The sequence below is a fragment of the Streptococcus sp. IsoGale022 genome, from assembly GCF_031142805.1.
GTDB classification, from domain to species: Bacteria; Bacillota; Bacilli; order Lactobacillales; family Streptococcaceae; genus Streptococcus; species Streptococcus sanguinis_A.
This window is the reverse complement of record NZ_JAKZJI010000001.1, coordinates 222,766-243,474: the sequence shown is the minus strand read 5'-3', so window position 1 is coordinate 243,474 and position 20,709 is coordinate 222,766. Positions and strand designations below refer to the sequence as shown.

General features: G+C 42.9%; 19 protein-coding genes. 16 read left to right on the top strand and 3 right to left on the bottom strand.

The window, feature by feature from the left end:
- The 6 genes from RG608_RS01065 to RG608_RS01040 all read left to right on the top strand — a co-directional run bounded on the left by RG608_RS01065 (position 1) and on the right by RG608_RS01040 (position 4,692).
- On the top strand, positions 1-621 hold the full coding sequence (locus tag RG608_RS01065) for a Type 1 glutamine amidotransferase-like domain-containing protein (protein ID WP_268686596.1): 621 nt from the start codon (positions 1-3) through the stop codon (positions 619-621).
- A gap of 12 nt (positions 622-633) precedes the next feature.
- On the top strand, positions 634-1,044 hold the full coding sequence (locus RG608_RS01060; protein WP_308946437.1) for a helix-turn-helix domain-containing protein: 411 nt from the start codon (positions 634-636) through the stop codon (positions 1,042-1,044).
- 10 nt (positions 1,045-1,054) lie between these two features.
- Positions 1,055-2,155, top strand: a complete 1,101-nt coding sequence (locus RG608_RS01055) for an alpha/beta hydrolase (protein WP_308946436.1) — start codon at positions 1,055-1,057, stop codon at positions 2,153-2,155.
- A 139-nt stretch (positions 2,156-2,294) separates the two neighbouring features.
- Positions 2,295-2,792, top strand: coding sequence for a GAF domain-containing protein (locus RG608_RS01050; protein ID WP_308946435.1), 498 nt, complete (start codon positions 2,295-2,297; stop codon positions 2,790-2,792).
- Positions 2,792-4,462, top strand: coding sequence for a DNA polymerase III subunit gamma/tau (gene dnaX, locus RG608_RS01045; protein WP_308946433.1), 1,671 nt, complete (start codon positions 2,792-2,794; stop codon positions 4,460-4,462). The genes RG608_RS01050 and dnaX overlap by 1 nt, the downstream gene beginning before the upstream one ends.
- A gap of 38 nt (positions 4,463-4,500) precedes the next feature.
- A complete protein-coding gene (locus RG608_RS01040) occupies positions 4,501-4,692 on the top strand; it encodes a DUF3272 domain-containing protein (RefSeq protein ID WP_002895701.1) in 192 nt (63 codons plus the stop codon).
- A 52-nt stretch (positions 4,693-4,744) separates the two neighbouring features.
- On the opposite strand, the gene birA is transcribed toward RG608_RS01040, so the two are convergent.
- The 3 genes from birA to RG608_RS01025 form a co-directional block, all read right to left on the bottom strand.
- On the bottom strand, positions 4,745-5,680 hold the full coding sequence (birA, locus tag RG608_RS01035) for a bifunctional biotin--[acetyl-CoA-carboxylase] ligase/biotin operon repressor BirA (protein ID WP_268686601.1): 936 nt from the start codon (positions 5,678-5,680) through the stop codon (positions 4,745-4,747).
- 16 nt (positions 5,681-5,696) lie between these two features.
- Complete coding sequence (locus tag RG608_RS01030) at positions 5,697-6,698, bottom strand: LacI family DNA-binding transcriptional regulator (RefSeq protein ID WP_061592857.1); 1,002 nt, start codon at positions 6,696-6,698, stop codon at positions 5,697-5,699.
- Between the two features lie 82 nt (positions 6,699-6,780).
- Positions 6,781-7,611: an AraC family ligand binding domain-containing protein gene (locus RG608_RS01025; protein ID WP_268686602.1), complete on the bottom strand. Its 831-nt coding sequence runs from the start codon at positions 7,609-7,611 to the stop codon at positions 6,781-6,783.
- Between the two features lie 102 nt (positions 7,612-7,713).
- On the opposite strand from RG608_RS01025, the gene RG608_RS01020 reads away from it, so the two are divergent.
- The 10 genes from RG608_RS01020 to RG608_RS00975 all read left to right on the top strand — a co-directional run bounded on the left by RG608_RS01020 (position 7,714) and on the right by RG608_RS00975 (position 20,698).
- Entirely contained in the window at positions 7,714-9,876 is a 2,163-nt protein-coding gene (locus tag RG608_RS01020) for an alpha-galactosidase (protein WP_308946431.1), read from the top strand.
- A gap of 12 nt (positions 9,877-9,888) precedes the next feature.
- Positions 9,889-11,148, top strand: coding sequence for an extracellular solute-binding protein (locus RG608_RS01015; protein WP_268686604.1), 1,260 nt, complete (start codon positions 9,889-9,891; stop codon positions 11,146-11,148).
- Positions 11,149-11,161: 13 nt separating this feature from the next.
- Entirely contained in the window at positions 11,162-12,028 is an 867-nt protein-coding gene (locus RG608_RS01010; protein ID WP_308946430.1) for a sugar ABC transporter permease, read from the top strand.
- Positions 12,029-12,041: 13 nt separating this feature from the next.
- Positions 12,042-12,875, top strand: a complete 834-nt coding sequence (locus RG608_RS01005) for a carbohydrate ABC transporter permease (protein ID WP_268686605.1) — start codon at positions 12,042-12,044, stop codon at positions 12,873-12,875.
- A 176-nt stretch (positions 12,876-13,051) separates the two neighbouring features.
- Complete coding sequence (gene gtfA, locus RG608_RS01000) at positions 13,052-14,497, top strand: sucrose phosphorylase (RefSeq protein WP_268686606.1); 1,446 nt, start codon at positions 13,052-13,054, stop codon at positions 14,495-14,497.
- Positions 14,498-14,518: 21 nt separating this feature from the next.
- Positions 14,519-15,655 (top strand): ABC transporter ATP-binding protein, encoded by a 1,137-nt coding sequence (locus RG608_RS00995; protein ID WP_002904355.1) that lies wholly within the window; start codon positions 14,519-14,521, stop codon positions 15,653-15,655.
- Between the two features lie 176 nt (positions 15,656-15,831).
- Positions 15,832-17,010: a galactokinase gene (locus tag RG608_RS00990; protein ID WP_268686607.1), complete on the top strand. Its 1,179-nt coding sequence runs from the start codon at positions 15,832-15,834 to the stop codon at positions 17,008-17,010.
- A 219-nt stretch (positions 17,011-17,229) separates the two neighbouring features.
- On the top strand, positions 17,230-18,711 hold the full coding sequence (galT, locus tag RG608_RS00985; RefSeq protein ID WP_268686608.1) for a UDP-glucose--hexose-1-phosphate uridylyltransferase: 1,482 nt from the start codon (positions 17,230-17,232) through the stop codon (positions 18,709-18,711).
- A 45-nt stretch (positions 18,712-18,756) separates the two neighbouring features.
- Positions 18,757-19,758, top strand: coding sequence for a UDP-glucose 4-epimerase GalE (gene galE / locus RG608_RS00980; protein ID WP_268686609.1), 1,002 nt, complete (start codon positions 18,757-18,759; stop codon positions 19,756-19,758).
- A gap of 349 nt (positions 19,759-20,107) precedes the next feature.
- Positions 20,108-20,698, top strand: a complete 591-nt coding sequence (locus RG608_RS00975) for a CDP-archaeol synthase (protein WP_268686610.1) — start codon at positions 20,108-20,110, stop codon at positions 20,696-20,698.
- Positions 20,699-20,709: the final 11 nt, after the last annotated feature.

Genomic DNA, 20,709 nt, shown 5'->3' with positions numbered 1-20,709 from the left:
ATGAAACAATTATTTTTATGTTCATATTTTGCGGGAGTCAAGGACTTGTTCAGACAATATGCGTCTGAAAAGCAATTGGGCAATCAGGTACTTTTTATCCCGACGGCTGGAAATGTAGAAGACTATAGGGGTTATATTGACGAAGCCCTGCAAACCTTTGAGGACTTGGGATTTCAAGTAGAAGTCTTGGATATTTCAGCTTGTGATAGAGAAACAGCTCAGGCAAAAATTTTCCAAAGTAAGCTTCTCTATATCTCTGGTGGCAATACCTTTTATCTTCTGCAGGAGTTAAAGAAAAAGGAGCTTTCGTTCTTGATAAAAGAACAAATTGCAGACGGCATGGTCTATGTGGGAGAATCTGCTGGCGCTGTTATCACTGCTGAGAATATTGACTATATCAGACTTATGGACGATAAGGAAGTAGCAGGGGAACTGTCTGATACGGTGGCGTTACATGAGGCAGATTTTTATGTCCTGCCTCATGTTGGCGAAGAATCCTTTGCTGAAAGTGCTCAGGCAATCCTAAATACTTATGGAGACAAGCTTAATTTGCTGCCCCTTAATAATCGCCAAGCAGTGCTGGTGGAGGATGAGGAAGTGAAGGTTTTGGAGGAGGAATAAAATATTTTTGCAATGATTTCTAAAAATATTGCTATTTTAAGAAAAAGAGAGAATATTTCTCAGGAAAAACTGGCCGAGGAAATAGGTGTATCAAGGCAGACTATAGCAAAATGGGAAGCAGGAGAAAGCGTTCCAGATGTGATTTATTCCTCTCAAATAGCTGATTTTTTTGATGTGAGTTTGGATGAACTAGTACATTTAGAGAGCAATTTATTGACAACTCTTAGTATCAAAGGGAAATATATTTTTGGAACAGTAACGGTGGGTGAGCGTGGTGAAATCCACTTACCCCCTCGGTCACGAAATATTTTTCAAATAAAAGCGGGAGATCAGCTTCTTTTGCTAGGAGATGAAAATCAAGGATTGGCGTTATTAGATCCGAATTTTTTTCTAGAAACTCCTAAGTATTTTTCAGAAAAGTAGCAGGCAATGAATGAAAAGGACAATGATGTTAGTTATTTTGATATTGATAGCTGTTATATTGGTAAGTGCAGGGTGGTTTGCTTATCGTAATCTTCACTATGATAAGGCTAATCTTAAATATATCCGACAAGCTGGGATGATAGAAAAGCAAGTGACTTTACCAGATGGATCTCTTATAAATTATGGCGAAGGTCCCAAAAATGGTCCTCCTTTACTCCTGATCCATGGCCAGCAAGTATCTTGGGAGGACTACGCCAAGGTTTTTGGAGAATTGTCTAAGCGATATCATGTATATGCAGTAGATTGTTATGGACATGGTGGGTCTAGTAAAAATCCTGCTAAATATTCAGTACTGGAAAATAGTCAGGATTTCATTTGGTTTATTCATAATATTATAAAAGCTCCTGTGTTCATTTCAGGACATTCATCAGGAGGGCTTCTTGCAACAATGGTAGCTGCACTAGCTCCTGATACTGTTAGAGGACTATTGATAGAAGATGCACCGTTTTTTTCAACAGAGCCTAGTCGAGCATTTTCTACTTTTTCTTGGTTAGGATTTAAAGATATGTATGATTTCTTAAAAAGCGGTAAAAAAAATTATACTGTCTATTTTTTAGAACATACTTATTTAAAAAAACTTTTTGGTGAGAAAAATTTTAATAAAATTGTCAAAAAACCAGCTCTGAACTATATGAAAAATCATCCAGGAAAGATTCCTAGAATTTGGTACTATCCGCCAGAATTACAAGTGAATCTCATCTATGACTTAACAGCTAATTTACAGGATGGAACAGGAAATTACGATCTTCGTTTTGGCACAACGTTTTATGATTTTTCTTGGTTCAAGGGATTTGAACAGGAAGAAATCTTGAAAAAAGTTCAATGTCCATCTATATTGCTTCATGTGGCTCGGCCTTTGAATCAGAAAAAATACTATGATAAAAATGGGGTTCTCTTGAGTGCTATGGATGACAAAGATGCTAAGCAAGTAGACAAACTTTTGTTGAACAATCATCTAATAGATAATATCAAGAGTGGGCATGATATTCATGTTGAAAAACCTGAGATTTTTATTCGGGCGATTGATGATTTACAAAAAAGGTGTAAATAGAATCTTAAAGGTGAGAGATTATTTTACTTGATCTATTGGGATTTTCACTTGACGAAAAGTTTAAAGTATATTTTAGTTGTGCTTCTTATTTTTATTTCAAAAACAGTCATCAGACTGTTTTTTTGATATAATAGACTCTATGAACACAAAAGAAAAAAATTCAAATTATCAACTTTTATTGGCTCAGCTAGAAGCCTTGTTGGAAGGTGAGACCAATGCTTTGGCAAATCTGTCGAACGCTAGCGCCCTGCTTAATCAAGCTCTTCCTAATTCGGTTTTTACTGGTTTCTATCTTTTTGATGGGAAGGAGCTAATTTTGGGGCCTTTTCAGGGCGGTGTTTCCTGTGTCCATATTACGCTAGGCAAGGGTGTCTGTGGGGAATCTGCGGAAAAAGAGCAGACGATTATCGTAGATGATGTGACCCAGCATGCCAATTATATCTCCTGTGATAGCCGGGCTAAGAGCGAAATTGTGGTGCCCATGGTAAAAGACGGCCGCCTTCTTGGAGTGCTGGATTTAGACTCATCCTTGACAGGTGATTATGATAAGGTAGATCAGGAATATCTGGAAAAGTTCGTCCAGATTTTGCTTGAAAAAACGACTTGGAATTTTGAAATGTTTGGAGAAAAAGCCTAATGTATCAAGCTTTATATCGAAAGTACCGCAGTCAGACCTTTGGTCAGCTGGTGGGTCAGCAGGTAGTTTCCACTACTCTGCGGCAGGCTGTTGAGCAAGGCAAAATAAGCCATGCCTATCTCTTTTCTGGCCCACGTGGAACAGGAAAAACCAGTGTTGCCAAGATTTTTGCCAAGGCTATGAACTGTCCTAATCAAAAGAACGGCGAGCCCTGCAATGACTGCTATATCTGTCAGGCTATCACTGAGGGGAGCCTTGAAGACGTTATCGAAATCGACGCTGCTTCAAATAATGGGGTAGATGAGATTCGTGATATTCGGGACAAGTCTACTTATGCGCCCAGCCTAGCCAAGCACAAGGTCTATATCATCGACGAGGTGCACATGCTCTCGACTGGAGCTTTTAACGCCTTACTCAAGACCTTGGAAGAGCCGACAGAAAACGTAGTCTTTATCCTAGCGACGACAGAACTTCATAAGATTCCAGCAACTATTCTTTCCCGTGTCCAGCGTTTTGAGTTTAAATCTATCAAGACGCAGGACATTATTACTCATATTGAGTGGATTTTAGAGCAGGAAGGCATTGATTTTGAGCAAGAAGGTGTGCAGATTATTGCCCGTCGAGCTGAGGGCGGTATGCGAGACGCCTTGTCTATCCTCGATCAGGCTCTTAGCTTAACTCAGGAAAATCGTTTGACTACAGACACAGCTGAAGAAATCACCGGCTCTATCAGCTTAGGAGCATTGGATGCCTATGTAGCAGCCTTGATTGCTCATGATGCAGTTGCAGCCTTGGATAATCTCAATCTGATTTTTGACAGCGGAAAAAACATGGCCCGTTTTGTGACGGACCTCCTGCAATATCTGCGTGACTTGATTATTGTCAGAACTGGCGGGGAGAATCATCATGCCAGTGAGCTCTTTCTGGAAAATCTAAAGACACCGCAGGATACCCTATTTGCCATGATTGATATGGCGACCAAGAGTTTGGCAGATATCAAAAACAGCCTGCAGCCTAAGATTTATACAGAAATGATGACCATTCGACTGGCAGAGACCAGCAGCCTTCCTGCAGCGGCAGCGATTCCAGATAATCTAGCCGATGAGCTTAAGGGACTGAGGCAAGAAATTGATAGCCTTAAGCAGCAGCTGACTAATGGCAATGGGAAACCTGCAGCAGCTGTCAAAACTTCGGATATTCGACCGCAGAAATCTAAGGGCTACCGAGCAGACCGCAATAAGGTCAATGCTATCCTAGAGGAGGCTCTTGACAATCCTAGTCTGGCTCGCAGCAATCTGACTAAGCTGCAGAATGCTTGGGGTGAGATTATTGAAAGTCTGGCTGGAGCTGATAAGGCCTTGCTGGCAGGCTCGCAGCCAGTGGCGGCTAACGAAAGCCATGCTATTTTAGCTTTTGAGTCTAATTTTAACGCTGAGCAGACCATGAAGCGGGACAATCTCAATACCATGTTTGGCAATATCCTCAGCAATGCGGCAGGATTTTCACCAGAGATTTTGGCTATTTCATTGGAAGAGTGGACCAAGATTCGGGCGGATTTTTCGGCTCGCAGCCGCAATGGTAAGGCAGAGGTTGAAGAGAAGGAAGAGGAAAGCTTGATTCCAGAGGGATTTGACTTTTTAGCAGAAAAAATTACCATTCAAGAGGACTAAAAAAAGATTTTTCTAGGTTTTCGTGTTATAATAAATCTATGAACAGACGACAATTTATTGTAATGGCTGTTTTTACGGCCTTAGAAACCTATTTTTTCAATGAATCCATCATGGCGGGGCGCTATTTTATGGCTGCTTTCTGGGCAGTTTTGGTGCTGCGCAATCTGCAGATTTCCTATGTCATGGGGCGGATTGTGGATGAAATCGATAAACATTTAGGACCGAAATAATGAAAACAGGACTGAGTCTTATGACTTAGTCCTTTTGAAATGATTTTTTTGATTACCAACTGCTTAGAGAAACTTCGCCGCTATTAAGCCAGATTTCCTGACCATCTGTCAGCTGGACTAAGAGTTGCCCGCTGTCTGAGATGTCCTTGGCCAAACCTTGGTAGTCTGCGCCTTTTTGGCTGAAGCTTACTTGCCGTCCCAGCACCAAGGATTGCTGCTTGTAGAGATAGATGAGCTCTTCTGGGTCACTTTCGTAGAAGCATTTCCAAATCTCAGCAATGAGCTCATTGCGACTAATGGCTGGTTTCTCTTCAAAGAGGGAGCCAGCTTTTTCTTTGATGTCGGCTGGAAAGTCTGTTATGAAAAAATTAAAGCCAACACCGATGATGACATCGGTGACGAGACCCGTCTCGATAGAAGTTGTAGCCTCGGTCAAGATGCCGGAAATTTTTTTGTTTCGATAGTAAATGTCATTAACCCACTTGATATCAATTTCCATGAGGGTTAGATTTTTCACTGCCTTGTAGATAGCTCCCGCGGACAAGATAGTATAGGAGGGGAGCTGGTCGAAGGGGAGGTTGGGCTTGAGGTGGAGAGACATGTAAAAGCCGCCTTGACTGGGGCAAAAGAAGGCACGACCGAAGCGGCCACGGCCAGCAGACTGGGCAGCGGCCAGATAGAGAGTGTTGGCAGGGCGTCCAGCCTCCATGCCAGCCTTGGCATCCATCTGAGTGGACTGGCAGTCAGGATTGAAGGAGACCTGAACAGGTGAGTGTGTCTCAATCCAATCAGGAATTAGCAAGTCACCCGCTGTCAATCGATAGCCCCGGTTCTTGACGGATTCAATTTGGATGCCTTCTTTCTCCAATTTTTGAATGGCCTTCCAAATAGAAGTTCGTGAAATGCCCAATTCTTGGGCTATTTTTTCGCCGTTGACATAGTCGTCAGCCTGGCTGAGGATGTCAAAGAGTTTTTCGTAGGTTTTCATAGGAGGTCTTTCTAGCTTAAAGGCTGCTTTCTCTTAGTGACAGCTTAGTAGAGAGCTTAATCATGTAAGGGATAGAGTTTTCGTCAGTTTTAATCATCTGGTCCAGCATCTGCAGAGTTTGCTTGCCCATTTCCTCTGTAAAGACTGTCACAGTACTGAGAGGCGGATAGACATATTTGGCAATGGAGGTATCATTAAAGGAAATAATCTGGACATCTTGGGGAACAGCTATTCCCGCTTCCTGAAGAGCACGGAGGGCACCGATTGCCAGAGCATCACTGGCTATGAAGAGTGCTTTGGGCATCTGCTCTTTTTGCTGGTTGATGAGGTCTTTCATCAACTGGTAGCCCGACTCTGAGGAAAATTTGCCTATCTTGACATAGGCCGGCTGATAAAGACCATTGTCACTAAGGTAACGGCAGAAGCAGGCCAAGCGCGGATCGTCAAGACTTGTCGTCCCGTCTGCTGTCTCTTCGCGTCCAGCAATCATACCGATTTCTCGAATGCCCTGCTCAAGAAAATGGTCGAGAACATGAGTAACGGCATGTTCAAAATCCGTTGTCACACAGCTATGGCCTTGGTCGAGCGTATCGCTATCCACGAAAACCAAAGCAGGACTGTATTGCTCCAGCTCCTGCACTTGCTTGGTGCTGAATTTTCCGATGGCAATGATGCCGTCAATCTGTTCTAGCTGGCTCAGAGAGTCGTTGTTGAAAATCCGTACGATATCATAGCCCAGTTTCTGGGCTTTCTTTTCAATGCCTAAGCGGATGGAGTAGTAGTAAAGATCATCCAGCTCTTCCATCTCTGTGTACCATTCAACAATGGCAATGCGATGGGTTTTAGGTGAAGTCTTTTTCTGCCTTTTGCTTTTTTTGTAGTTGAGCTGTTCAGCTATATCGAAAATCTTTTTACGCGTCTCATCGCTGACAGACATGGACTTGTCATAGTTCAAAACCCGCGAAACAGTTGCGGGAGAAACACCAGCAGTCTGGGCGATATCTTTGATAGTAGCCATTTGATTTGGTCCTTTTTAATTTACTGTCTACATAAATTATAACTCAAAAATTAGTAAATAACAAAGATATGTTTAGTAAAACTTAACTTTGTTCTCGAAATGAGCTTGGTGAAAAGCCAAAATATTTTTTAAAGGCCTTTGAAAAGTAAAGTGGGTCTGAAAAACCGACAGAATAGGCGATAAATTGGATAGGTTCGTGAGTACTTTCTAGGAGTTGTTTGGCTCGGTGCATTCGGACATAGTCTAGATATTCTTTTGGTGAGCTTTGGTGTTCTTCCTTGAAAATGGTTGTTAGGTAGCTACGATGAACGGATAACTTAATTGCCATATCTTGAATGGTGAGGTTAGGATTGGGATATTGAGTGTCGATTATCTGCTTGCAGGCTAGATAGAGTTGCTGGCTTGCAGATAGGGTATTTGTTTGGGGCTTACAGGCAACGCTGCCCAAGTGAAAGATGAGTTCATAAAGTTGGCCCATAATGTGGAGTTGAGCTAGTTGGTTAGATTTGGTCTGCTCGGCGAAGTAAACTAAGTTCTCAACAATTTTCCCAATCCTATCTGTTTTTCGTTCCTGGTTAGCAAGTAGGTAGCAGTCTTCGGAAATCTGTGAGTGATTGAAGTAGTCATAAACCCTACCTCCAGTCATTCCCAGCCAGTAGTAGGACCAAGGTTCTTCTTTGTCTGCCTGATAAAAGGTAAGTTCATTTGGCTTGAGCAGAAAGAGATCTCCCGCTTTTAAATCGACAATTTTCCCTTTGTAGTGAAATCTTCCTTTCCCCTTGGTAACGTAATGAAGCACATAGGTATCTCTAATTGCTGGTCCAAAAGAGTAGCTAGGTGTGCACTCTTCGTATCCGTAGAAGCTAAGTGCGAGATCAATTGTTCCGGTTTGGTATTCTGAAAAAACTAGCATATTTCACCTCCTACCTAACATTTTACCATATTTCCCTAACATAATTCTATTTTAGGAAGCGATTTCATAAGGTAAAATATTAGTAAATATGGAGGTTCAGAAATGGCTATCAAAATAGACAAACATCTATTCTACATCAATACAAAAAATTCTAGTCTTATCATTGAGGAAAGGGATGGCTACCTTTTGCTTAAACACTTAGGCAGAAAAATAGAATCCTATCATTTTTCCAATACAGTATTTGAGCGAGATCATGCTTTTTCTGGTAATCCGAGGTCGAATGAGCGGAGTTTTAGCTTAGATACCCAGCGGCAGGTTTTGGGGCAGCATGGTTTAGGAGACTTCCGGCAACCTTCTCTGCAAGTCCAACATGCTAATAATGAAGTAACAGATTTTCGGTTTGTTGAGAGTCAGCTGATTAAGGGAGGTTTGGAAGTTCCAGGATTGCCTAGCCCTCACAGTACAGAAGATGCAGAAACACTGGCCTTTATTTTAGAAGATACAGTAGCTCACTTACGCCTCACTCTTTATTACACAGCTTTTGAGGATAGCAATACCATTGCAACCTTTACTAAGCTGGAAAATATCGGTAGAGAGGCAGCAGTCATACATAAGAACTTGAGCTTAATGGCAGATTTGCCGGCAGGTACTTATGATGTGATTAGTTTACAGGGAGCTTATGCTAGGGAAAAAACAGTTCGTCGTCACAAGCTAGAACAGGGAATTTTCAAAATAGCTTCTAACCGAGGAGCTTCTGGTCACGCGCAGACTCCAAGCCTTATCCTTTGTGATAATGAAACGACGGAAGAGGCTGGTCAAGTTTGGGCAATTCAGCTCCTTTATAGCGGAAACTTTGAAGCTTGGATTCAGCAAAGTCAGTTGAATGAAGTTCGGCTGGGTATCGGTATCAATGAAGATAACTTTGCTTGGAAACTGGAAGCGGGGCAGACTTTCTATAGTCCTGTTGCTCTGTTGAATTATTCGGCTCAGGGTTTGACTGGTCTTAGTCATGAGAGCCAAGCTTTTGTTCAAGAGCATATCATTCCTAAAGCTTTTGCGAAGCGAGAGCGGCCAATTTTAATCAATAACTGGGAAGCAACTTACTTTGATTTCAAAAAAGAGAAGTTGCTAGAGTTAGCAGATGAGGCACAGAAAGTTGGTATTGAGCTCTTTGTTCTCGATGATGGCTGGTTTGGCAACCGTTTTGATGACAATCGGGCTCTGGGCGACTGGTTTGTCAATGAAGATAAGCTAGGTGGCAGTTTGACGGAGCTCATAGCAGAAGTTCATAGCAGAGGATTGCAATTTGGTTTATGGGTTGAGCCAGAAATGATTTCCGTAGACAGTCAGCTGTATCGGGCACATCCAGACTGGGCTATTCAAGTACCCGATCGGGATCATACCTACTCTCGCAATCAACTCGTATTGGATTATGCTAATCCAGATGTGGTAGCCTATATCAAAGAAACACTGGATCAGCTGTTGAGTCAGCACGATATTGACTACATAAAATGGGATATGAGTCGTAATATTACCAATCTTGGGAATGGCACTGACTATCTGGCGACCAAAATGCAGTCGCATAAGTATATCTTGGGGCTTTATGAAATTGTAAAATATTTGACAGAGAAATATGGGAATATTCTCTTTGAGTCCTGTTCAGGTGGTGGTGGACGAAATGATCTTGGTATGATGCGGTATTTCCCTCAAGTCTGGGCTAGTGACAACACCGATGCCATAGCTCGTTTGCCAATCCAATATGGGTCTTCTTATCTTTATCCGACTATTTCAATGGGTGCCCATGTGTCGGCAGTGCCTAATCATCAGATGGGACGAATTACTCCGCTGACAACTCGCGGTCATGTGGCTATGATGGGAAATCTGGGGTATGAGCTTGATTTGACTAGTCTATCAGATGAGGAGAAAGCGGCGATTGCGGACCAGGTGAAGTTGTATAAAGAATTACGGCCAGTGGTCCAGCTAGGACGTCAGTATAGGCTAATCAATCCAGATGTTGGCTCCAATGAAGCAGCAGTTCAATTTAACTATGAAGATCAAACGATTGTAACCTACGTCCGAGTCTTATCAGTTGTGGAAACGATGGAAACAACCTTGAAACTAAAAGACTTAGAGGAAGAAGGGCTTTATGAGCTACAGGGAAATGGCGCAGTTTACTCAGGTGCAGAACTCATGTATGCTGGTATCACTATGAATCTTCCGCAAGGAGATTATCTTAGCAGACAGTTGTATTTTATTAAAAAATAAGGAGGCTAGACCATGAAATGGTATAAAAAGATGAGCTTAGCTGCTATTACAGGACTGTCCCTTTTGGGGCTGTCAGCTTGCAGCAGCCAAGGGGAGTCAACAGATGGTAAGGTAACGATTGAGTATTTCAATCAGAAGGGTGAAATGGTTGATACCCTTCGTGAGATTGCCAAAGACTTCGAAAAAGAAAATCCGAATGTGCATGTGAAAGTGGTGAACGTCCCTAACGCTGGGGAAGTACTCAAAACGCGCGTTCTGGCTGGAGATATCCCAGATGTTGTCAATATCTTTCCACAGTCTATTGAATTCCAAGAATGGGCTAAAGCTGGGTACTTTGAAGATTTATCTAATAAAGATTATCTCAAGCGAGTTAAGAATCATTATGCAAATAAATATGCGATAGATGGAAAGATTTACAATATTCCTTATACTGCTAATGCTTATGGTATCTATTACAACAAAGATAAATTTAAAGAACTGGGATTGAAAGTTCCAGAGACTTGGGATGAATTTGAAAAATTAGTTGATACGATTATAGCAAAAGGGGAAACACCTTTTGCCATTGCAGGAGCAGATACTTGGACCTTGAATGGTTATCATCAATTAGCTCTTGCCACTTCTACAGGAGGTGGTAAGGAAGCGAATGATTACCTACGTTTTTCCAAGCCAAATGCCATCAAGTCTTCAGATTCAGTGCTTAAAGATGATTTCAGGCTGTTAGATTTATTCCGCAAAAAAGGTGCCATGCAAACCAACTGGCAAGGAGCAGGCTATACTGATGTTGTCGGTGCCTTCGCTAGAGGCGATGCACTGATGACTCCAAATGGCTCTTGGGCTATCACAGCAATCAATGCGCAAGATCCTAAGTTTAATGTTGGAACTTTCCCTTTCCCTGGAAAGCAAAAAGGACAAAGCTTGACCATTGGAGCAGGAGACCTAGCTTGGTCTATCTCGTCAAGTAGTAAGCACAAGAAAGAAGCCAATGCTTTTGTTGAATATATGTCACGTCCAGAAGTTATGCAGAAATATTATGATGTGGACGGCTCACCAACAGCTATTGAAGGTGTCAAGGAAGCTGGGTCAGATGCACCGCTAGCCGGTCTTGCTGAACTGGCATTTACAGACCGACACCTCGTTTGGCTAGCTCAAGACTGGACCAGTGAAAGTGATTTTTATACCTTGACTGGAAATTATATTACAACTGGAGACAAAGAGGATATGGCGAAAGCACTAAATGCCTTCTTCAATCCGATGAAAGCAGACGTAGAGTAGGAGTAGATCTACTATGAAAAAATTGATTGAGAAATATTGGGGCTGGCTCTTTGTCCTTGTTCCCCTTGTACTACAGGCTGTATTCTTCTATGTGCCCATGTTTCAAGGTGCCTTCTACAGCCTGACAAACTGGACTGGTTTGACCTATAATTATAAGTTTGTCGGACTCAATAACTTTATGCTTCTCATGAGCGATCCTAAGTTTATGAACGCGATAGGCTTTACATTGATCATTACTATTTGTATGGTGGTTGGTGAGATTATGCTGGGAATCTGGATAGCACGAGCTCTCAACTCGAAGATAAAGGGAAAGACTTTCTTTCGAGCTTGGTTTTTCTTCCCCGCTGTTCTATCTGGATTGACTGTGGCTCTTATCTTTAAGCAACTTTTCAACTACGGATTGCCAGCTATAGGGAATGCCTTAGGAATTGAATTTCTTAAAACCAGCCTTCTAGGAACGAATGGCGGTGCAATCTTTGCAGCAATCTTCGTCTTGCTTTGGCAAGGGGTAGTCATGCCTATTATCATCTTCTTAGCTGGTCTTCAGTCTATCCCGACTGAGATTACTGAAGCAGCTCGAATTGATGGAGCTAGCAGCAAACAAATCTTTTGGAAGGTGGAACTTCCTTATCTGCTACCAAGCGTTTCCATGGTCTTTATCTTGGCTCTAAAAGGTGGTTTGACAGCATTTGACCAGGTCTTTGCCATGACAGGCGGCGGTCCGAATAATGCGACCACCTCTCTAGGACTTCTGGTATACAACTATGCTTTTAAGAGCAATCAATTTGGTTATGCCAATGCCATTGCTGTTATCTTGTTTCTCTTGATTGCGGTTATTTCTATTATCCAGTTGAGAGTATCTAAGAAATTTGAAATCTAAGAGGAGAAGCCCGATGAAAAATGCAGAAAGAAAAGCTAATTTTAGTAAATATATCTTGCTAACACTGGGGTCTATTATCATTTTAATTCCACTCTTAGCAACGATATTCAGTTCCTTTAAGTCTACCAAAGACATCGTTAATAATTTTTTCGGATTTCCGACTCAACCGACCTTAGAAAATTTTCAACGCCTTTTGGCTGATGGTATCGGAGGCTACTATTGGAATTCGATTGTAATCACGGTTCTATCTTTGGCTGTTGTCATGATTTTTATTCCCATGGCTGCTTACTCTATCGCTCGTAATATGTCTAAGAGAAAAGCTTTTGGTATTATGTATACTCTCTTGATTTTAGGGATTTTCGTTCCTTTTCAAGTTATCATGATTCCTATTACAGTTATGATGAGTAAGCTAGGATTAGCCAACACTTGGGGATTAATTATCCTCTATCTTGCTTACGCTGTTCCACAGACTCTCTTTCTCTATGTAGGCTACATTAAGATTTCCATTCCAGACAGTCTGGATGAAGCAGCAGAAATTGACGGTGCTGGAAAGTTTACTACTTATTTCAAGATTATCTTTCCTATGATGAAACCCATGCATGCGACAAGCATGATTATCAATGCCCTCTGGTTCTGGAATGACTTCATGCTTCCTCTCTTGGTACTCAATAAAGACTCCAAGATGTGGACTCTGCCACTCTTCCAATATAACTACACAGGTCAATACTTTAATGATTATGGACCTAGCTTTGCTTCTTATGTTGTTGGGATTATCACCATTACTATCGTTTATCTCATCTTCCAGCGCAATATTATTGCTGGAATGAGCAATGGGGCAGTGAAGTAAGCTCAAGATACAAAGTCCGTAAACTACTGAATTAGTAACGGCTGTGGAAAAATAGGGAATCTGAAAATGAAGCTTCAGCTTCTTGGAAGATTCATCTTTTTCGCACAGAGCTTAGGGCGTTTTCCATTCAGCGCACGGGAAAGAGTATATAAGACAAGATTTTAGAGGAGAAGACTATGGCTATTCAAAATAAGACCATGCTGATTACTTACTCAGACAGCCTGGGGGAGAATTTAAAAGATTTATATGACAATTTAGAAAAGCATTTTGGCGATGCGGTTGGAGGAGTGCATTTGCTTCCTTTCTTCCCATCAACTGGTGACCGGGGATTCGCCCCAGTAGACTATGAAGAGGTTGATTCAGCCTTTGGTGACTGGGAGGATGTAGAAAAGCTGGGCGAGAAATATTATCTCATGTTTGACTTTATGATCAACCACATCTCACGCCAGTCCAAGTATTATAAGGATTTTCAGGAAAAGAAGGATCAGAGTGAGTATCGTGACCTCTTTCTCAGCTGGGATAAGTTTTGGCCAGAAAATCGTCCGACGCAAGCTGATGTTGATTTGATTTATAAGCGTAAGGATCGGGCACCTAAGCAGGAAATCGTCTTTGCAGATGGAAGCACTGAGTATCTGTGGAACACCTTTGGTGAAGAGCAGATTGATCTAGATGTTCGCAGTCAGGTAACTAATGATTTCATCAAGAAAACATTGCGTCAACTGTCAGAGCATGGCTGTGATCTGATTCGTTTAGATGCATTTGCCTATGCAGTCAAAAAGTTAGATACCAATGATTTCTTTGTTGAGCCAGAAATCTGGGATCTCTTAGAAAAAGTCCAGCAGCAAGCGGATGAGTTTGGGACGGATATTTTACCAGAAATTCATGAGCATTATTCTATCCAGTTCAAGATTGCAGAGCATGGCTACTTTGTCTATGATTTTGCGCTGCCGATGGTAACTCTTTATTCTCTATACAGTGGTAAAGCAGAGCGTCTAGTCAAGTGGCTTGAAATGAGTCCTATGAAGCAATTCACAACACTGGATACTCACGATGGTATTGGGGTTGTTGATGTTAAGGATATTCTGACTGATGAAGAAATTGACTTTGCAACCAATGAACTATATAAGGTCGGGGCCAATGTCAAGCGTAAGTATTCCTCAGCTGAGTACAATAATCTGGACATTTACCAGATTAACTCGACTTACTACTCAGCTTTGGGAGATGACGACAAGAAGTACTTCATTAGCCGTCTGATTCAGGCTTTTGCTCCAGGGATTCCACAGGTCTATTATGTTGGTTTCTTAGCTGGGAAAAATGACCTTGAACTGCTAGAAAACACTAAGGAAGGCCGCAATATCAACCGTCATTATTACAGTAATGAGGAGATTGCTGAAGAAGTCAAGCGTCCAGTTGTGCAAGCCTTGCTCAAGCTTTTCAGTTACCGCAACCAGTCTGCTGCCTTTGACCTAGATGGCACTATTGAAGTGAATCTATTGGATGAAAATAGCCTCCGGATTGTCCGTAGCAATGCAGATAAATCAGTCACTGCTCAAGTAGTTATTAACCTCAAAGAATTGACATATAGCGCTAGTGAAAATGGCCAAGCTATCACTTTTGAATAGAGATAAGAAAAGAGAAGAAGAATGGTAGAATTAAATCTGAAAAACATCTATAAAAAATATCCCAACAGCGATCACTATTCAGTGGAAGACTTCAATCTAGATATCAAGGACAAAGAATTTATCGTCTTTGTTGGTCCGTCTGGTTGCGGGAAATCAACTACGCTGCGTATGATTGCGGGTCTTGAGGATATCACAGAAGGAACTGCCTCTATTGACGGTACAGTGGTCAATGATGTGGCGCCAAAAGACCGTGATATCGCTATGGTCTTCCAGAACTATGCCCTTTATCCACACATGACTGTCTACGATAACATGGCCTTTGGTCTCAAGTTGCGCAAGTACAGCAAGGAAGATATTGACAAACGGGTCAACGAAGCAGCAGAAATCCTAGGCTTGAAGGAATTCTTGCAGCGCAAGCCAGCTGATTTGTCTGGTGGTCAGCGTCAGCGGGTAGCTATGGGACGCGCAATCGTTCGGGATGCAAAGGTTTTCCTTATGGATGAGCCTCTGTCTAACTTGGATGCTAAGCTGCGTGTTTCTATGCGGGCAGAGATTGCTAAAATTCACCGCCGTATCGGGGCAACAACTATTTATGTTACCCACGACCAGACTGAAGCTATGACCTTGGCGGATCGTATCGTTATCATGTCAGCGACCAAGAATCCTGCTGGAACTGGAACGATTGGACGAGTGGAGCAGATTGGTACGCCTCAGGAAGTCTATAAACATCCGGCAAATAAGTTTGTTGCTGGCTTCATTGGCAGCCCAGCTATGAACTTCTTTGAAGTGACACTGGAAGATGGTCGTCTTGTTGGACCAAACAGAGACTTCAGTCTCCAAGTCCCAGAGGGCAATCTTAAGGGGTTGCGGGAGAAGGGCTATGAAGGCAATAAGTTGATTTTTGGTATTCGTCCTGAAGATATCAACATGGAACCAGCCTTTCTGGAAACCTTCCCTGAGTCGGTTCTAACTGCGAAGATTTCTGTTTCTGAGTTGCTTGGAGCGGAGTCTCACCTCTACTGTGCGGTTGGTGGCAGTGAGTTTGTTGCCAAAGTTGATGCACGTGATCATATGAATACGGGAAGCAGTATTAAACTTGGCTTCGACCTAAACAAGGCGCATTACTTTGATGCTGAGACGGAAGACAATATTTTCTAATCTATTGCTCCTTATAAAATAATCCAGACAGATTACTGTTTGGATTTTTACAAAAAATCTATCTATAAAATTAGTAAAATTTTACTAAATTTATTGAAATTTTACTCGAAAATAGTTATAATAAAGATAAGAAAACGATTACAATATCGATCATTCATTTTAAAGGAGTTTAGCTTATGTCAAATCTAATTTCAGCGGAGCAAGTCCGCGCAGATTTTGCCAAAGTTTTTGGAGTAGAAGCGGATCACACTTTCTTTTCACCTGGTCGGATCAATCTGATTGGTGAGCATACCGACTACAATGGCGGCCATGTCTTTCCTGCAGCAATTTCCCTAGGAACATACGGAGCGGCTCGCAAGCGGGACGATCAGCTTTTGCGATTCTTCTCAGGGAATTTTGAAGAAAAAGGGATTATTGAAGTGCCGCTGGAAAACCTGCACTTTGAGCCTGAGCATAACTGGACCAACTATCCAAAAGGAGTTTTGTATTTTCTGCAGGAGGCAGGTCATAAGATTAACCGAGGCATGGATGTCTATGTTTATGGAAATATTCCCAACGGATCGGGCTTGTCTTCTTCTGCATCTATAGAGCTTTTGATGGGTGTCATTGCTGAGAAACTTTTTGATTTGAACTTGGAACGTTTGGACCTAGTGAAAATCGGTAAATTAACTGAGAATGAATTTATCGGGGTTAATTCTGGTATTATGGATCAGTTCGCTATCGGAATGGGTGCTGACCAACGGGCTATTTATCTTGATACCAATACACTCGAATATGATTTGGTACCGCTTGATCTCAAGGACAATGTCGTAGTGATTATGAATACCAATAAGCGACGTGAGTTGGCGGACTCTAAGTACAATGAACGCCGTGCTGAGTGCGAAAAAGCTGTTGAAGAACTGAACCGCAAGCTGTCTATCGCAACCTTGGGCGAGTTGGACGAGTGGTCCTTTGACGAGTATAGCTATCTGATTGAGGACGAAAATTGTCTCAAACGAGCTCGCCATGCTGTTTTAGAAAATCAACGTACTTTGCAAGCACGGGCAGCTTTGCAGGCAGGCGATCTTGACAAGTTTGGCCGTCTCATGAATGCGTCCCATGTTTCATTGGAGCATGACTATGAAGTGACTGGTCTAGAGCTGGACACCTTGGTTCACACAGCCCGGGAGCAAGAAGGTGTTCTGGGGGCTCGTATGACCGGAGCGGGCTTCGGTGGCTGCGCCATTGCTTTAGTTGCTAAGGATGCGGTGGACACTTTCAAAGAAAATGTCGGCCACAAGTATCAAGAAGTCGTCGGTTATGCCCCTAGCTTTTACATTGCAGAAGTAGCTGGTGGAAGCAGAGTGCTGGACTAAATCACTGAAAAGGAACTTGGGTCTGGGACAAAAGTCCTAGCCTATCAATTGTCTTTGGATTGTCGAGCAAGACGCAGTGGTTGAGAGGGCTCTATTACGCTGATTTCATCAGCTTTTACAGCCCTAATCAACTGTGCGGAGGTGGGACGACGAAATCGAATTCTAACGAATTACCGATTTCTGTCCCACTCTCTTTACTAGCAAAAGAAAGGAAGATCTATGTCCAAGAAGTTACTGAACGCTTTTGTATCAGCAGTGATTGACAATAGCACTTTTGAGGAAATGGACACCATCTATCTGAGCAATCGTGTCATGGCTTTAGTCGGAGAGGCAGTGGCAGAGCAGGAAACAGAAGCTGAGCAGCTAATTGACCTTAAGGATAACTTGGTAGCCGTAGCTGTGAAGAATGGGAAGATTGGTGATACTCTGGCTGAGCAGGATATACTGGGAGCTGAGCTCATGGACTTGATTACACCAGCTCCTAGCCAGCTCAATCGGGACTTCTGGACGACTTATACCTCAAGTCCCCAGCAAGCTGTGGCTGATTTTTACCAGCTTAGCCAAAAAAATGACTACATCAAAGTCAAGGCCATTTCTAAAAATATTGCTTTCAAAGCGCCAACTGAATATGGTGATTTGGAAATCACCATCAATCTGTCTAAGCCAGAGAAGGATCCCAAGGAAATTGCGGCAGCTAAAAAGGCTAAGAACAGCCATTATCCGGCCTGCCAGCTTTGCATGGAAAATGAAGGTTACCAAGGTCGCTTGGACCACCCAGCCCGCGCCAACCATCGGATTGTCCGATTTGACTTGGCTGGACAGGAATGGGGCTTCCAGTATTCGCCCTATGCCTACTTTAATGAGCATTGCATCTTTCTACACAGCCAGCATCTTCCCATGGCTATCAGCCGGCTGACCTTTGAGCGCTTGCTGGACATCGTTGAGACCTTTCCAGGCTATTTTGCAGGCTCCAACGCCGATCTGCCGATTGTCGGTGGCTCTATCCTGACCCACGACCACTATCAGGGAGGACGTCACACCTTCCCTATGGAAATAGCAGAGCTGGATTGCAGCTTTACCTTTAGCGGCTTTGAAGAGGTGGAGGCAGGCATTGTCAAGTGGCCTATGTCCGTTATTCGTCTAAGGTCTGAGAAGAAGGAACAGTTGATTGAGTTGGCTGACAAGATCTTGCAAGCTTGGCGGACTTATTCTGACCCGAGTGTGCAGGTCTTGGCAGAGTCTGAGGGTGAGCCTCACCATACTATCACACCGATTGCGCGCAGAAAAGATGGATGTTTTGAGCTAGACTTGGTCTTGCGGGACAATCAAACTTCCCCAGAACATCCAGACGGCATTTATCACCCTCATAAGGATGTGCAGCATATTAAGAAAGAAAATATCGGTCTGATTGAGGTTATGGGACTGGCTATTCTGCCGCCTCGGCTCAAGGAAGAACTCAAGCAGGTGGAACTTTTCTTGCTGGGAGAAGACTGTCAGGTTGCGGCCTATCATCAGGAGTGGGCCAATCAACTCAAAGACCAGAATCCAGATGTTACCGCTGAGACAGTGGAAGGAGTAGTTCAGGCCTCGGTTGGACAAATTTTCAGCCGAGTACTGGAAGATGCGGGAGTTTACAAGCGAACGGAGGAGGGTCAGGAGGCTTTCATGCGCTTCGTCCAATCCGTTGGCATCCAGCCCTAGGAAATGTGTTATAATGAATCTAGCGTAACAGGGAAAGGAAGTTTTATGGCAATTTTAGTATTAGGTGGAGCTGGCTATATCGGCTCGCACGTGGTAGACCGTCTGGTAGCGGCAGGCAAGGAAGAGGTAGTCGTCGTTGATAATTTGGTGACCGGTCATCGGGCAGCCGTCCATCCGAAAGCAGTCTTTTATGAGGGGGATTTGGCGGATAAGGACTTTATGCGTGATGTCTTTGCCAAACATCCATCTATCGATGCAGTCATTCACTTTGCTGCTTTTTCACTGGTGGCAGAGTCTATGGTGGATCCGCTGAAGTATTTTGACAATAACACAGCTGGCATGGTTTCTCTCTTGGAGGTCATGCAGGAATGCGACGTTAAAAATATTGTCTTTTCTTCAACAGCGGCGACTTATGGCATTCCTGAGGAAGTTCCGATTCTGGAAACGACTCCTCAAAAGCCTATCAATCCTTATGGTGAGAGCAAACTCATGATGGAGACCATTATGCGCTGGGCAGACCAGGCCTATGGCATCAAGTTTGTAGCCCTGCGTTATTTCAATGTGGCCGGTGCCAAACCTGACGGCTCAATCGGCGAGGATCACGGACCAGAGACTCATCTGCTGCCCATTGTGTTGCAAGTGGCTCAGGGCAAACGTGAGAAGATTGCCGTCTTTGGTGACGATTACAATACTCCGGATGGGACCAATGTACGCGATTATGTCCATCCTTTCGACTTGGCTGACGCCCATATTTTGGCTGTTGAGCACCTGCGTACCGGCCATCCTTCAGATGCCTTTAACCTTGGCTCTTCGACTGGTTTTTCCAACCTGCAGATTGTAGAAGCAGCACGAAAGGTGACCGGCCATCCTATTCCTTTGGAAATAGCAGAGCGGCGCCCAGGGGATCCGGATACGCTGATTGCTTCCTCTGAGAAAGCCAGAAAAGTTCTGGGCTGGCAGCCGAAATTTGACAATATCGAAACCATTATCGAAACCGCTTGGAAATGGCATTCAAGTCATCCAAATGGCTATGATGATAGAGGATAAACTGACAAACCAGCTAGAAAAGCTGGTTTTTTACTTTGAATTATAAAACCCTTCTTTACAAATTTTTAAAAGCATTTTATAATAAAAGGAAGATTGATTGACATATTATCTATAATCTTGTTTAGTTGCTACTAACTCTTAGTATGTCTTGATAAATAAGGTAGTTACAGATACAAAAAGAAATAATAATGTAAAATAGTGATTTTTTTGCACCACTATCAGATGAGACAGATGTTGACAGTTTGTTGTGTAAGGGCTTTAGTGACTTATGATATAATGAAGTCATAAAAGTTTGAGAAGTCTCTTAATCTTTTCAAACTGATTTTCATAAAAAGAATAGGAAATAAGTATGCGTTCGATTCTTGCCTTATATATCACCCTGATGCCGGTCATTCTGGCTGGAGTTCTGAATATGATCTTTTGCAAGTCTTCATTGCTAGAGGCGGCTTATCGACCAATGGATGGTGGGTTGATTTTAAAGGATGGGAAGAGGCTGTTTGGGGCTAACAAGACCTGGAAAGGTTTTCTAGGCATGATTGTCTGGGGAGCTTTGGCGCAGATCCTCTGGGGATTGCTCTTAAAGGGTATTCCCACCCTAGAGAAGCTGCACTTGGTCTATGCCTTCTACGAAAATACCTTGCTGTTTAATCTGGTGCTTGGAGCTCTTTTGGGGCTGGCCTATGTTTTGTTTGAGCTGCCCAATAGCTTCATCAAGCGTCGTTTGGAAATCAGAGAGGGCAAGACAGCAGAGAACGGCTGGAAATGGACCTTTATCTGGATTGACCAGATTGATTCCTTGATTGGCTGTATCATTTTCTTGCTTTTCTATATCCCTCTGTCCTGGCAGCAGATGCTGGGCATTCTAATCCTAGGGGCAGTCACGCATCTAGGAGTCAATCGTCTGCTCTACTGGGCTAAACTTAGAAAAAATCGTATGTGAGATGGGAGTTT